The sequence below is a fragment of the Caballeronia sp. LjRoot31 genome (genome assembly GCF_964253885.1).
In the GTDB taxonomy this organism is placed as follows: domain Bacteria; phylum Pseudomonadota; class Gammaproteobacteria; order Burkholderiales; family Burkholderiaceae; genus Caballeronia.
Genome location: NZ_CAXURX020000003.1, coordinates 197429 through 210709, shown reverse-complemented (window position 1 = coordinate 210709; position 13281 = coordinate 197429). Strand labels below are relative to the sequence as shown.

Here is a 13281-nt window from a genome sequence, read left to right as displayed (position 1 = left end):
CCGGTGCTGTCAAATGTCTTGTCTAACAGTTGCCTTGTCGGACGAAGGGTGTCGTGAGGTTGGCTCACCGCGATGGTGGCGTTCCATTTTTTTGACATACCGGTACAGGTCAAGTCCCATCGATATCGTGATGGCTTCCGCGCGAGCGTAGAGGTCAAGCCATCCTGGCACGTTTGCCTGCTTCACGCCTATGGCGATGGTGTTGCCTTCGCGTCGCGCCATGGTGCGAAACAGCTTTCCGTTGCAGGCACCACGTATCCGGCCGAGGTAGGTGGTGAGCTGCGGGTCGCTGTTCAGCAGGTTGGCCACGAGCACACCTTCGTTACGCAGGGCGCTGTAGCAGGAATCGTAAAAGTACTGGCTCGACAGGCCGGCGGGCAGGCCAAACGCGTCGAAGCCGTCGAGCAGGATCACATCGGCGACGTCAACCTTGTCCGAGAGGTACTCGACCGCGTCGGCGTGCACGATCTGGAATCTTTCTGAATCAGGCGGAATGAAAAAGGATTCGCGTAACGCAATCACTCTCTCGTCGATTTCAACGGTGGTCACGCGTGCCGACGGAAACTTATGGAAGCAGTATTTGGACAGTGATCCTCCGCCGAGACCCACGATCAGAATGTCCTTGGGGTCGGACTGAAAGAGCTGGAATGACATCATGGCCCGCGTATAAGCGAGGTCGAGTTCCAGCGGATTACCTCTGCGCATTGAGCTTTGTATGCTGAAAGCGTCGAAACACAGCGACCGCGTGCATGGTTCATCGCGTACCACGGGCTTTCCAAACGTTTCTCCCCACTGCTCGGCGAGGGCATGCCTGAGTTGATTGTGATCGGCTGACAATCCAATGTTCTCCTGAAACTGCGCGACCGGTTGCCCGAACCGGCGTGGTGCCGCGACCGGTGAGCCGCGACAGTCTTAGTGGATTTCCCCATGCCGGACCGGCGTGGGGAGTGTCCCCGTTACCCGGCGATTTTCGAAACACGACACCGCATGAGCGAGCATACGCGCTGCGTTTTCGAAGAGTGCGTCCGGTTCCAGCATCACCGCTGCTTCAGCGATGCGCTTTTGCGTGATGGCAATGGCAATCACCAGCGCCACGGTATGGAAGCTCGCGTGCGCCAGTTTCAGTTGCAGAAGTTCGGGAGCGTCGTCCCACCGTTGGGCGTCTTCGTGAATCCAGCGTCCGAGCGCGCAGCATCGTTCGTTGCCAAATGCGGACGCGACAAGCCTCACGCGCTTGTGCATTCCCATTCCGTTACGCAACGAGACGCCCGCTATCCAGTGTTCTTCAAGCGTGTCGCCAAGCGACATGGCACTTCTCCTCAAAATGGCGCGCGGGGCGACCGGGATTCTGTCGCCTGCCGGGTTTCGTCCTCCTGCCACCACGAACCGCGTTGACGCTGCGCTGTTGCCGCCGCGTATGCAACCATGGCGGCACGCGCGCCGCTCACCGTCTGGAGGGGGTGTTCGCCCGGGGGATCAAGTTACCAGTTGATGATAATTGCGTTATCATCCTAGCAGCTTTATTGACCCGATTCCACACGTGATGCGCACGTGACGCGCACATGATGAACTGTCGGCATTCGCGAAGAACTCGCCGGCTTCGTTCGAGGCGTCGGGAACGCAGGGTTGCGCCCTGCATGTGGAATTTTGGAAAACCAGCTTGTTGCACCGGTCCTTGTTTGCGCCGAAGCGCGCTTCGGACCCGCGAACACACGAGTCGATACCTGATGCCAGCACACTATTTCCGGACCTTGACGGGAAAGCATCGCAGCACTGACGCCAACAGGCAGCTTGGCTTTTCGCTCGCGTTCGTGGCAGGTGCGACCAACGCTGGCGGCTATCTCGCGGTCAAGCAATACACGTCCCATATGAGCGGGGTGGTATCTGCAATTGCTGACCAGACTGCACTGGGGGACCTTTCACTCGTGCTTGCGGGCGCCGGATCGCTGATCTCGTTCCTGCTCGGTGCCGCCTGTTCCGCGGTACTTGTCAATTGGGGAGGGCGCAGGCGGTTGAACAGCCAGTACGCATCACCCTTGTTGATCGAAGCTGGCCTGCTCCTGTGTTTCGGGCTGCTCGGCAGTCACCTGGCCCTGTGGGAACCTCTGTTCGTGCCCACGACGGTCGTGCTGCTCTGCTTCATCATGGGGTTGCAAAACGCGCTGATCACGAAGCTGTCCGGTGCGGAAATCCGGACCACCCACATGACGGGCATCGTGACGGATATCGGCATCGAACTCGGCAAGCTCTTCTACTGGAATTCTTCCAGGGTCGACGCCACCACGCCTTCCGTACTCGCGAATCGGGCGAAGCTGAAAGTGCTGGGGACGATGCTGACCATGTTCTTCATCGGGGGTGTCACGGGCGCGATGGGGTTCAAGCACATCGGATACGCGGCAACGATTCCCCTGGCAGGACTGTTAACCGTGCTGGCGATCGTGCCGTTGATCGACGATCTGCGCGGCCAGATCTACCGGCTTGACCGCTAGTACGGCAGTTATAAATGGGCAGATGAAGGAACTGGATGCACGAACGCGCACGTTCAGTGCTGACTGAAGGTGCGCCGATCCACTCCTCGCTTGTGCCAGTTCGCTGACGAGGTGGAGAGCGAGTTACAGTCGGTGATGCACATACCATGATAATACGATCATCATTTACTTACGCTACAATACCAATGACGGAAATCAACTGGACTGCTTCCAGTTGATCGAACCTGAATGATCAGATTGAGCGAAGTAGAGCGTTCACGGTGCCTGAGGGGAAGATCGACGTGATTGATGCGAGTGTTCCGTTGTTGTCCCATGACTACACGCACCTGTTTTTACGGGAGGTGACGGGCCGTCGCGGACTGATCGTTATTGGCGTGGGCAAGACAGGCGAGCGTGGATTCCAGATGCTGTACAGATTCTCTGATATCTGCGACCGCCTGGAAAAACGCGGGGTCAACGTCATTTTTGTCTATCGGAAGGAATCGGCGCGCCATGTTCAGGATGCGCCTTCGTTATTCGGCGCGCGATGCAGGCAAAGGCCCTGTCTGTTCCTGGACGATGATGGTCTATTCTTTCGCGGTCCGCCTCACCCAAAATCGCTTCGCGCGTTATATCTGGATCCGGAAATGCGACGACTTGATACGGCCGACATCGCCTTGCGGGACGAAACGTGGGACCCATTGCTGCGCGCCTTTTTTGCGCAGGTTGTCGCGCGTTCCATGCATTGAGCACAACCGGGAGGGGCGCCGCGCCCTGAGTCACGGATCAGGCACGAGGGGAACGGGTTGGTCGAGGCATTGATTCAGGTAGGCGGGCGATCGGGATTGAACGGGCGCGGGTCAGCAAGGCTTGCTACGACTGCCGCCCGGTTTTTGAGCGATATCGTCTGCATGGCGAACGGCCGCTCCGTCAACGCCAAGGATGTTATGTCGGTCATGTCGCTGCGGGCGAAGCCAGGCGCGCATGTGCGTATCCTGGCAACGGGTCCCGACGAAGTAGAGGCTCTTGAGGCGCTTTCGGCCATTCTGCGTGCGCAGGAATCCTCCTGATCTGATCCAGGCAAGACACTACGTGCGCGTCCGTAGATCGGCCTCGCAACCACTCGCGCTCAAATATGTCCAAGAAAAGAAAGATAAATCTGAACAAGCCGGTGGTCATACAGAACGAACAGGTTGTTTCGCTGTACTTCGATGCGCGTGGGGTCCAGAGCACCATGCTGCGGCATGATCCTTATGCCCTTGCGCTGGGTTATACGCGCACCATGATGGGTTTCCTGTTGTTCCGGCCGTCCCCGCGGCGTATCTCGATGATCGGTCTGGGCGGCGGTTCGCTGGCTAAATATTGCTATCGTCATTTGCCGGACACGGCTATTACCGCTGTCGAAATCAATCCGCAGGTAATCGCGCTGCGCGACCAGTTTCATGTGCCTCGTGACGATGAACGCTTCAGGGTGGTTTGTGCCGATGGTGCGAAGTACGTGACTGTGCTGGTTCCCGGTCATCAGCCCGACGTGCTGCTGATTGATGGCTTCAATGCCGATGGCTTGCCGGCCGAACTGGGTAGCAAGACGTTCTATGAAGCCTGTCGTCGACGGTTGAGCGATGACGGTATTCTGGTGGCCAATCTGGTAACGGACGAACCGGACTTCCACCGCTATTTACGCGCGCTCAAGGACGTCTTCGATAACGCGGTGACCTTGGCGCCGTCGGAGGGCAGTCAACACAATGTCACCGTCTTTGCATGGAAGGGTAGCGCCGACGGACTTCCTTCGCTTGCAGTCATGCTTGATCGGGCGCGTGGGCTGGCGACCGGACACGGAGTGAACCTTCATGCCACGGCCACGCGCATCGAATACGGCAAGCGATTTAACTGGAACAGATACGAGCAGACGTGTTGATCGTATTCGCCTGCATTGCGCGGATATCGGCACGCGCACGTTTCCGGCCTTTTGATCAGCCGCATTCTCAAGCAAGGAAGAGGACAGCGGGGTGTGGTAACGAAAGCAGTGCCGTGACTCATTATGGGAAGAGGTATCCGTCTGGAGACGAGGACGAGGTAGTCTCCTGATTACCCAGGCCGGACAGGATGTCTGCACGCGAGGGCAGAGCTTCAGGGTGCTGCCGCCACGTGTTGTTGGCGCCAGCAGATCGAGCGCTGAGCGCTTCTGGCGGCACGAAGATGACTCGGGTCAGGCGATGTATTATAATTCGATTAACATATCTGGACTTCGCCCTGTCATGGAAACAAAAAGCGCTCGACTCACGATTCTGATCGATCCTGTGAAGAAGGAGGCATTCGAAAAACTGTGCGCTGCGCAGGATTTGACGCCCTCACAGGTGGTGCGGCAACTGATTCGCGAATACCTTGAGCAGCACGGTGTCACCTACAAGACAAAGAGCGCCGTTGGTGCGCGCCCACGCCGGAAAACGGCCTGAGGTACATCGGCTTCAGGCTATGACGTGATCCGGTTGAGAAGTTACCGTCCGTTCGTACTGAATGCCGCCGGGTACTCCTTCATGCGGTTACCTTTGCGGCATGCAGGTAAATTACATGTCTTCGTTAAAGCCAGTGCGCGCGTGAACGCGAGCGTCAGATGTGCGGCTTCCTGTTCCCTGAAGGCACGTAGGCGGTCCTATTGAGCTTCGGCGTGGCGGCGCCTCGCGGGGCTCACCCAAGGTCGGTGCGGTTGTCGATCAAGCGCAAGTCCTTTCTGTTATTGCGCGGCTTGCCCCCTAACGTATCAAAGACGGAATACAAGGTATCCGTCTACGAGTTAGCAACCATCTCCGATAAGCGCCGCAGCCGGTGTGTCTCACTGCGCAGCGACTTCTACCTCCGTGGCTATAACACCATCCCATGGCGTTTCGGTGACCATGGCGCTTATATTGACGCATTCATTTGCGACTCTTCGACTTGATCGGCCACAGTTACCTTCGTCGTCAAGGAACAAGGTGAGGAACGTCGGCGGTCGACAAATTGCCATGTTGATACCATGATAATATCGTTATCATAGCGCCCGTATACAGATGCGATGTTCCTGTTACGTGGTTGTGCATTTCCACGAGGTACCAGGTACGGGTCGCTGTTCTTCGGATGGGAATTTTGGCTCTACGAAATGCACGGGAAGCGTGAGGGCGAACCGGCATGTCATGTGATGACGCAGAGCGTCGTTCCGAGCCCCAGTCGACATATACCTTGGAGACACCGCCGTTTGTCGAGTAGCTCTGTTCATCAGGTATGGCCAACCGTCGTCGTCTTGCGCGACCGGCATGCTGATTACGAGCAGGTACGAATGGTCTCATTGTCCATTGCATCTCAATGATTTATCAGAGAGAACAAATCGATGGAATACGTCTACAAGTTTTATCTATCGGACGCACACGGCGTTTCTTCAGAAATTCCTTTTCGTGAGGTTGCCCTTCCCGAACCGCTTGAGCAAATCCATGTCGGAAAATCGGTAGAGCTTCCGGACGTGGGTGACGGAGTTGCTCACTGCCAATTCAGGATCACGCGCGTCGAGTCTGATGCTACGGTCACGAAGGTTCCAATGACGCTGGCGGTCCGCGTCGAAGTTGTGAGGCTTCATCAGACGAGTGGTGAGTTTCACGCCGGCATGCGTCAGCTTCGTGCGACGCGCGGCGAGGGCGCTTGATCTTCCTCATGCCGACATTGTGTCGGGCACCGGACATGATGCCTGCCATCTTGCTCGCATCGTTCCCACGGGGATGATTTTTAAACCGTGCGTGGACGGAACCAGTCATAACGAAGCCGAGTCAATTACGCCGTCCGGGGCGAATGTGTTGCTGCAGGCCGTGTGCTGCAAAGTGCCGGACCCGTTGGCGTGCCAGTGTGATGTTCAATGATTCACCAGAGCATCCGGCCCGAGGATTGGTTCGACACACGAGGCCGGCTTTTTATCTCACTGGTCTCTTGGTGCCGGCATTCGTACAGGCCTTGTATCTGAATGACATCGATCCGCGTGCCTACCGGGACTATGTGCTAACTCACATCGCTGACCACGAAATCAATCGCATCGACGAGTTCCTGCCTTCGCAGAGGCAAGGCGGTCAGCGATGGGGATTTGCTACGTGAGCCCGCGCGTCCGCTTTGAGAAATCACGTTGCGCGAATCGTCATTCCCCTCGGCCATCAGTGGACACTGCTCAAAGAGGGCTGTGAGCCACTCAACGAAGACACGTACCTTTCCTGCTAAATGCCGATTGTGGGGATAAACCACTGCAATTGGCATTGAACGCGGCTTCCATCGCGGCAGTACTTCAACTAACGCACCGGAAAGCAAATGCGTTGCAACCATAAAGCGTGGGGCCTGAATCAAACCGCAACCTTCCAGGCAGCAAAGCACGGCCGCTTCCGCATCGTTCACATATAGAGTGCCAGGAACCTTGACTTCGATCGTCTCGCGATCGATCGTGAAGTTCATATGTGAGACTCGACCTGTAAGGCTGGAGAAGTACTGGATTCCGTGGTGTTTTTCGGCTTCGGCCAGCTTGATTGGTAACCCAAATTGGCCAATGTACGCCGGACTCGCAACGGTTACGGTCTGAAGGTTCCCTAAGCGCCGCGAGACAAGACTGGAATCTTGGAGTTGTCCTACGCGGACGGCGCAGTCTACGCCTTCTTGAATGAGATCGACCTGTCTGTCACCGAATCCGATCATCAAATCAATGTCCGGATATTTTTCGCGGAATGCTGCTATCTTCGGAATTACGATTAGCTTCCCGATCGAGCCGGGCATATCAACGCGCAACTTGCCACGCGGGCCTTTACCCGAATGAGCCAACGCTTCCTCCGTCTCGCTGATGTCAGCCAAAATTCGAAGACAGCGCTCATAGTAATCGGCTCCTTCCGGGGTGAGACTGAGGCGCCTGGTTGTCCGGTGCATGAGTCGAACCTGGAGATGTGCTTCCAAATTCTTGATGATGGTTGTCGCAGACGCATGCGGCAGTTCAAGCGCGTCAGCCGCTCGCGAGAATCCGTTAAGCTCTACCACCTTGGTAAAAACCTGCATCGCTTGTAAGCGGTCCATATCTATTTCCTCAACGCTGGAGAGTTGCTCCGGCATCCTTGCTGCACGTCAACGGCCTCGAAGCTCGGCAATTGTTCGACGCAGCCGAATTATGATCTGGATTATAACCATTTATCAGATTCGCGTATTCGGGCAAAATAGGCACGTTGAAATCCCGGAGGGCCGGCGCGCCGCGTCTCTCAAAACTTATGAAGTCGAAGCTGGACGGCGCGCTATGTGTCGAGGAAGAAGTCATTGCGGGTCATGTTCAAACCTTAACGCTTAGAAGCTATCGGCCTTCGTCCAATGGCAGACAGCTTCCCGTTATCCTCTATTTTCACGGTGGAGGGTTCGTACGCGGAACGCTTGAAGATGGCGACGCAGCAGCTTCTCATATCGCCCGGACCACACCTGCCTGGGTAGTCTCGGTCGGCTATTCCTTGTCACCCGCGTTTCCATTTCCGGCAGCGCTGGAAGACGGCATCCGAGCGGCTCGCTGGGCCGTTGCCAATGCTCGCGCGATGGGGGCCAACGGGCGGCGCATCGGGATTTGTGGGCATGACGCTGGCGGTAATCTGGCAACCTGCATTGCTGCCATGGCGCGCGATCGCGAATCAATAGAGTTTCTCGCGCAGGCACTTATTGCGCCTCTTCTCGATCCAAGCATGACCAGGATCGCCCGTAGCCACGACCTTGCGGGGGCGGACTTTGCAGCACAAGAATATTCACGGTGCTATCGCGCTTACTTGCCGTACGTATCGTTACTGATGCATCCGTACGCGGCACCCATTGAATCACTTCGGCTTTCGGGTCTTCCCCCTGCATTAATTGCAAGCGCCGAAAATGACCGCTTACGTGTCGAGGCAGAGAAGTATGGAAGCGAGCTCATTGCAGCGGGTGTGCCAACAGAGGTGACGAGGTATAAGAGCGCGTCGCACGATTCCTTGGCTAGCCACCCTGGGGCGCTAACCGATATTGGCATGTTCTTTCGCAAGCGGCTTACAACACTAGTTCTTAAGTCTTGATTTTCGTGTGCCGGCGTCGCGGCGTGGCTGCCAAGCAGCAGTGAGATCCAAGCGGCGAAGCGTAACGCCCAAACGAGGGACTGCGCTCTCTTATCGCACACTCAACTGAGCCGCTAAGCAGATGAGGCGCGGCGTCCATCGAGGCGCCGCTCAGCCGTATTCTTGGAAGGGTGACGCGCTGACCTGTAGCACGCGCTAAGCTCTCAGGCGGCTGCCCTCACGCTCGTGGCGGAAAATGTGGCTACGATGCTTCGGCCATTTGGCGCAAATTTACTTTTGGCAATGAATAAAGGTCAATGAGCTCACTCGCTACGCCTTCGAGTATCTCTGCGGATAGGTTTTCATCCGAAATCGCACGTGATACCGAGATGGCGCCCATGCAAGCGCTGAAAAGAACCATCGCTTTTGCTCTGCGGCGAGCAGCGAGGGCCGGGGGGAGCATTTTTTCCAAAACGTCGAACACCCGGCTCACGCGGGCTGTGTAGGCCTCACGCGTCGCAACGTTGCTTCTTGCTACATCGTTCACAAGGGAGGACAGCGGGCAGCTTCTCGACACATTGTTACGATGACTTTCGGAAAGATATCCGCTGATACATCTGCTCAGACTGACAGTCGCGGCGCCCTCCCACGTGTCAAGGTCTTTGAACGCGAGGGACAGTGCCTCAATGACGAGGTCATCCCGCGAAGCAAAATGTTTGTAGAAGCCGCCGACCGTCAGGCCTGCCTCTTTCATGATGTCGGCCACGCTGATGCCTTCAATACCTAATTCCCGAAAGCGACGAGCGGCCACATCTACGATTTTCGCATGTGTTGCAAGTTTCTCAGCCTGAGAATGTCCCATGTCTTTCGCCGTAGTTCCTGAAAATCTAAATCATTATCATAATCCTGTTGTCAAGGAAAAGATAGCTATCGACTAGATAGTTTCCCCCGAGATCCCGAAGTCTCGGGTTGCTGAACCAATGATCAAGCTCTGGAAATTTGTTTGTATTCTCGGCACTGGCGAATAGCGGTGACGGCCGTCATTTCTTCTCGGCGTTGTCGCGCCGGAACGTTCTATCCGTAGTCAGGGATCCCAACTGCGTCTCGACAATGTCACAGCGCGTCAAAGGACCGCAAACGAGGAGATACGGCGTGGAAGTCAAATTGGCATTCTGGATAAAATGAATAATCCATAACGCCGTAAAGAGATACGTCACCTGCTGGCATCGAGTCCATCGTAAGCCCAGACTGGACGATAAATTTTAAGGCGCAGTTCAGAGATGTGGCGCAAAACAACCCTACGTGAGACGGAAAGAAAATTTGTTCGGCCGCGCCGTCAGCGAGAGACCCTTCACGAACAAAGAAGCCTTGCGCGAATTTTCGGATGACGCGGCACCCGGCATTGCCGTGGAATCCGCGATTTCGCCGAGCGGGTTTGTCGCAATGCGACATGGACTATTCAAAATTTTATTCTTGTCGCTCCCGGCACCATGCGCTTTGAATCGTGCCTGGAAAACTGATCTTTTCACAAATCTCGAGCGTACTGGCATCTTGCGAATGGAAGCAGACCACCAGCGAAAAAAGGGGCCCTTATAAAGGCCCCCTTTGCCGTCAGAACGCTTCGGTTTCAGAACAAATGTTGGATACCAGCATACGCCCCTGACTGAGAGTGTCCAGGCAATGGGTTGTCTGTGCCGGTGGTTGACCCGTAGGAGTTCGAGTTGAGTCCAAAGTTAGCGTGCGAGCTGTTTCGTGCAGTTGCAATCTGCAAATCGAGCAATGTCCGCTTCGAAAGATTGTAAGTGCCGCCAACCGTGTAGATGGTGGCATTGCCACCACCGTTGTTTGCGTTCACGTGGTACGCGGCTGCAATGAGCGCCGCCGCTGGCGTCGCTTGCCAGGTTACTCCGCCCCATTCCTGTTTCGTCGTTGTTATGCCGCCGGAATTCGCGCCGCTGCTTGAATGCGCCTGTTGGTAGGTCGCTTGCAGTTTAAACTGTCCCAGGAACACGTTGATGCCGCCAAAGTATTCGCGTGAATAGTTAAACACGTCGTCTAACGTTCCATTTGCGGCATCTCTCCACTCGTCATAGATTCCGCGAAGCTGGAAAAAAGGATTCGTATAGGTCAGTTGGATACCGTCTGCGCGACCCTGGGCCGTGGTGCCATTGCCGTTCCAACTTGTTGCGTTGGAGAGCGCATATTGGCCAAAGACATCAAAGCCAGCAATGTTGGGCGACTGATACGAAATGTTGTTGCTCGAATGGTTCCAGTTACGCCCGCGAACGAGTGATGCAGACGACCAATTGCTTTGGCCAAAGGGATCAAAATCCCAAACACCATTTGATATAAACAGCTCTTTGCCTAACAAGGCTGTACCGAAGACGTCGTTAGATATCCCGATGGTGGCGAATCGGTCGAACAGCCCGTTGTTGGACGGCCCTTGTCCGTTCACGGTGTTGAAGGACCCCTCGAGATGAAAGAGAACTTTGTTGCCACCACCAATATCCTCGACGCCTTTCATGCCCCAAAGACTGGTCCCCCAGTCTCCACTTTCAGCACGAAACCTGCTGCTTGAACCTGTCGGCGCTCCGTTGTTGGGGCCAGTTGGTGCGCCGTTTAGGTATTCCAAGCCAGCGTCGATCCGGCCGTACAAGGTTACGCTACTTTGAGCATGGGCCACTGTGCCGGCCAGGAGCGCGGTTACGCCAGCTAAGATATGTTTTTTCAAGTCTCCTCCATTCACCTTTGTGAGACGAGACTCAACGGCGGAATTATGTTCGCGCTCGGGTCGAGTACTCGCACTAGTCCAAATTAACATCTCGTTTTACATACAAGTTTGGCGTCCTAACACTTGCACGTTTCTCTATATCGCAACTTCACCTTATGCGATGGGAAGACATACCGTTGCCGAAATAGTTAACGTACTGCAAGGAGTTAGGACACGGTGGATTATATATAAACTCCAGATGAACGGGGGACGTCGCAGGTTTTTAATGACTTGTGGCTGTGTTGCAACATACCGTTATCAATTGGAACGGCAGGCTAAACGTTAGCTGCAAACGTCACTTTGTCACTCTGGCTTGAGTGATGCAGGCAGGAAGCACATGCATCGTTAGCATGGGTCGCCGCCAAGCTTCTAAGGAGCGTTTTCGGTCGCGTAAATTTCTTAAGCTGATTCCGTGGAGTGATTTGCGGCATGCGCGAATTGGTCCACGATTGCATTAAGAACATCGAGCCGTGGCTCTCCTGCTGTGGCGTCGAGCCAAAGCGGAAGGGCGGCGTCCAAGACTTGCCGACCGTTTTGAGTCAGCGACAAGCGGCGCTTTCGGTCGCTTGATTCATAACTACCGGTGATCAGCGACTTTCGAGCGAGAATACTGTATTGGGCCGAGACCTGCGGATGGTCTATCCCGATCTCATCGGCGACGTCTTTTACTGTTGGCGGCTCGTCCCTGTAAAGAAGGCTAAGAAGACAAAATTGTGCTGGCGTTATCTTTGCTGGTTTAAGTGCAGAGCTAAGGCGACTGGTAGCCGCCCTCATTGCTCGCTGAGCTGCTACGTGTGCAACGCTCAACAACTTGGCTTTAGCAAGCAACGCGGCGTTATCGGAGATCATCTGGGTTGACATAGTGTGCCTCAAATGTGTCGTCGGCAATTACGCTCATTCTACGCATAGCCCATGTTTGATAGATGACTGTTGAAGCGGATGGTCGACTTATCGCGCACTGGATTCAGGCAAGCGTGTGGGAAGTGCTGTCGCATACTGAACAATCTTTCGGTTTTTTTGTTCGGCTAACCAACTGTAGTCCGAAACATGTGTTGCTTTGGATTCGAGAGCGACACGCGCATCTGCTTGATCTGCGTTGCTCTGGACAGTGAGGGGAGTGGTACCGGCTTTGGCCGATGCGGTCCCGACGGCTTCAGCATGGGCCAAGCAGGTAAAAAACAACAAAGCCACGAGAGACGTTGGTATGAAGGCGCGCATGTTTGTCGGATATCCAGAAACGAAGTTCGCAGACGTGCCGGGCACCAATCCAGCTAGCTGGCCTTGACCGGCAATGTTCGCTGACTTTAAGAGATGCCAGGAAGAAGATAAAGTCGGGTAAAGCGAATAGTCTCATTGCTCAAGACGAACAATCGCTTGTCGACTAAGATCTGCCTCGAAATTCTTTGGCTCTGGATGCTTCTTCGTGCGCCGATGCGGCAAATGGTTGCCGGCTCTAAGCGAGTGTTCCATAACCGCGTGCGCTTGAAGTCAACCCAAAGACCGGCAGTATTTGCGTCGGTCGTCGCAACTTTTTATGGTCGCGCAGACCAAGTCATCGCCGTCGGTCTTCAACCACTCTCGACTACTTAATTTCTTGCTTTGGATGCGGCTGCCCAAGCTTGGGCTGTGAGCGGCAACTGCGCTTCGGGCGCGATTCTACGGCACATGAAGGTATTGCGCTTAGATGCCACGGTATCCGCCCTCGTCGGATTTTCAGCGGTCAATCGATCCGCAAAAAAATGTTGACCTATTAGATGCTACGTGTCATCTTTGCAAAAATCTGGAGTCTGATCGTAATCCATTCGATTTCTGGTCAGCGCGTTAGCACGAAGTGGCCAATCGCTGGCAACGCTGGCAATCGGCTAGCGCCGTCGTGGCCTCATGTGTAACTTCAACCGAATAAGCAACCGAAATTTTAAGGACTTACGAGAGTGGATACAAAGACGAAATTGGAGAATGCGGAGGTCCGGAACGGGTCCCGGTCGAGTACTCG

12 protein-coding genes and 3 pseudogenes are annotated in these 13281 nt (G+C 55.2%); 9 read left to right on the top strand and 6 right to left on the bottom strand.

Annotated features, from left to right (window positions below; genetic code table 11):
• Positions 1-9: 9 nt before the first annotated feature.
• On the bottom strand, positions 10-705 hold the full coding sequence (locus ACSQ8V_RS29720) for a fused MFS/spermidine synthase (protein WP_436209213.1): 696 nt from the start codon (positions 703-705) through the stop codon (positions 10-12).
• Positions 706-912: 207 nt separating this feature from the next.
• The gene (locus ACSQ8V_RS29715; RefSeq protein ID WP_213764932.1) at positions 913-1308 is read right to left on the bottom strand and encodes a hypothetical protein; all 396 of its coding nucleotides are present in this window, start codon (positions 1306-1308) and stop codon (positions 913-915) included.
• A gap of 419 nt (positions 1309-1727) precedes the next feature.
• Here ACSQ8V_RS29715 and ACSQ8V_RS29710 point away from each other — a divergent pair, with 419 nt between their 5' ends.
• The 8 genes and pseudogenes from ACSQ8V_RS29710 to ACSQ8V_RS29675 all read left to right on the top strand — a co-directional run.
• A complete protein-coding gene (locus ACSQ8V_RS29710) occupies positions 1728-2489 on the top strand; it encodes a YoaK family protein (RefSeq protein WP_436185347.1) in 762 nt (253 codons plus the stop codon).
• Between the two features lie 281 nt (positions 2490-2770).
• The gene (locus ACSQ8V_RS29705; protein ID WP_213764988.1) at positions 2771-3217 is read left to right on the top strand and encodes a hypothetical protein; all 447 of its coding nucleotides are present in this window, start codon (positions 2771-2773) and stop codon (positions 3215-3217) included.
• Positions 3218-3274: 57 nt separating this feature from the next.
• Positions 3275-3538 carry an HPr family phosphocarrier protein gene (locus ACSQ8V_RS29700; RefSeq protein WP_436185346.1) on the top strand — a complete coding sequence of 88 codons (264 nt, stop codon included), beginning with the start codon at positions 3275-3277 and terminating at the stop codon, positions 3536-3538.
• A 65-nt stretch (positions 3539-3603) separates the two neighbouring features.
• Entirely contained in the window at positions 3604-4386 is a 783-nt protein-coding gene (locus ACSQ8V_RS29695) for a fused MFS/spermidine synthase (protein WP_213764935.1), read from the top strand.
• Positions 4387-4726: 340 nt separating this feature from the next.
• Positions 4727-4924 (top strand): ribbon-helix-helix protein, CopG family, encoded by a 198-nt coding sequence (locus ACSQ8V_RS29690; RefSeq protein WP_213764989.1) that lies wholly within the window; start codon positions 4727-4729, stop codon positions 4922-4924.
• Positions 4925-5832: 908 nt separating this feature from the next.
• The gene (locus ACSQ8V_RS29685) at positions 5833-6141 is read left to right on the top strand and encodes a hypothetical protein (RefSeq protein ID WP_436186495.1); all 309 of its coding nucleotides are present in this window, start codon (positions 5833-5835) and stop codon (positions 6139-6141) included.
• Positions 6086-6352 (top strand): annotated as a pseudogene (locus tag ACSQ8V_RS29680) (M20/M25/M40 family metallo-hydrolase); the annotation flags it as partial. The gene ACSQ8V_RS29685 and the pseudogene ACSQ8V_RS29680, both read left to right, overlap by 56 nt.
• Positions 6353-6449: 97 nt before the next feature.
• Positions 6450-6581: pseudogene (locus tag ACSQ8V_RS29675) on the top strand (transposase domain-containing protein); the annotation flags it as partial.
• A 51-nt stretch (positions 6582-6632) separates the two neighbouring features.
• On the opposite strand, the pseudogene ACSQ8V_RS29670 reads toward ACSQ8V_RS29675, so the two are convergent.
• Positions 6633-7535, bottom strand: a pseudogene (locus ACSQ8V_RS29670) (LysR family transcriptional regulator); the annotation flags it as partial.
• Positions 7536-7723: 188 nt separating this feature from the next.
• Here ACSQ8V_RS29670 and ACSQ8V_RS29665 point away from each other — a divergent pair.
• The gene (locus ACSQ8V_RS29665; RefSeq protein ID WP_436208156.1) at positions 7724-8539 is read left to right on the top strand and encodes an alpha/beta hydrolase; all 816 of its coding nucleotides are present in this window, start codon (positions 7724-7726) and stop codon (positions 8537-8539) included.
• 241 nt (positions 8540-8780) lie between these two features.
• On the opposite strand, the gene ACSQ8V_RS29660 is transcribed toward ACSQ8V_RS29665, so the two are convergent.
• The 3 genes from ACSQ8V_RS29660 to ACSQ8V_RS29650 all read right to left on the bottom strand — a co-directional run bounded on the left by ACSQ8V_RS29660 (position 8781) and on the right by ACSQ8V_RS29650 (position 12149).
• A complete protein-coding gene (locus ACSQ8V_RS29660; RefSeq protein ID WP_213764939.1) occupies positions 8781-9380 on the bottom strand; it encodes a TetR/AcrR family transcriptional regulator in 600 nt (199 codons plus the stop codon).
• 765 nt (positions 9381-10145) lie between these two features.
• Complete coding sequence (locus ACSQ8V_RS29655; RefSeq protein WP_213764940.1) at positions 10146-11249, bottom strand: porin; 1104 nt, start codon at positions 11247-11249, stop codon at positions 10146-10148.
• A gap of 438 nt (positions 11250-11687) precedes the next feature.
• Complete coding sequence (locus ACSQ8V_RS29650) at positions 11688-12149, bottom strand: MarR family winged helix-turn-helix transcriptional regulator (protein WP_213764941.1); 462 nt, start codon at positions 12147-12149, stop codon at positions 11688-11690.
• Positions 12150-13281: the final 1132 nt, after the last annotated feature.

Coding starts and splice junctions, on each gene's coding strand:
- ACSQ8V_RS29720 (WP_436209213.1), bottom strand. CDS start 705: ATGCGCAGAGGTAATCCGCTGGAACTCGACCTCGCTTATACGCGGGCC.
- ACSQ8V_RS29715 (WP_213764932.1), bottom strand. CDS start 1,308: ATGTCGCTTGGCGACACGCTTGAAGAACACTGGATAGCGGGCGTCTCG.
- ACSQ8V_RS29710 (WP_436185347.1), top strand. CDS start 1,728: ATGCCAGCACACTATTTCCGGACCTTGACGGGAAAGCATCGCAGCACT.
- ACSQ8V_RS29695 (WP_213764935.1), top strand. CDS start 3,604: ATGTCCAAGAAAAGAAAGATAAATCTGAACAAGCCGGTGGTCATACAG.
- ACSQ8V_RS29690 (WP_213764989.1), top strand. CDS start 4,727: ATGGAAACAAAAAGCGCTCGACTCACGATTCTGATCGATCCTGTGAAG.
- ACSQ8V_RS29685 (WP_436186495.1), top strand. CDS start 5,833: ATGGAATACGTCTACAAGTTTTATCTATCGGACGCACACGGCGTTTCT.
- ACSQ8V_RS29665 (WP_436208156.1), top strand. CDS start 7,724: ATGAAGTCGAAGCTGGACGGCGCGCTATGTGTCGAGGAAGAAGTCATT.
- ACSQ8V_RS29660 (WP_213764939.1), bottom strand. CDS start 9,380: ATGGGACATTCTCAGGCTGAGAAACTTGCAACACATGCGAAAATCGTA.
- ACSQ8V_RS29650 (WP_213764941.1), bottom strand. CDS start 12,149: ATGTCAACCCAGATGATCTCCGATAACGCCGCGTTGCTTGCTAAAGCC.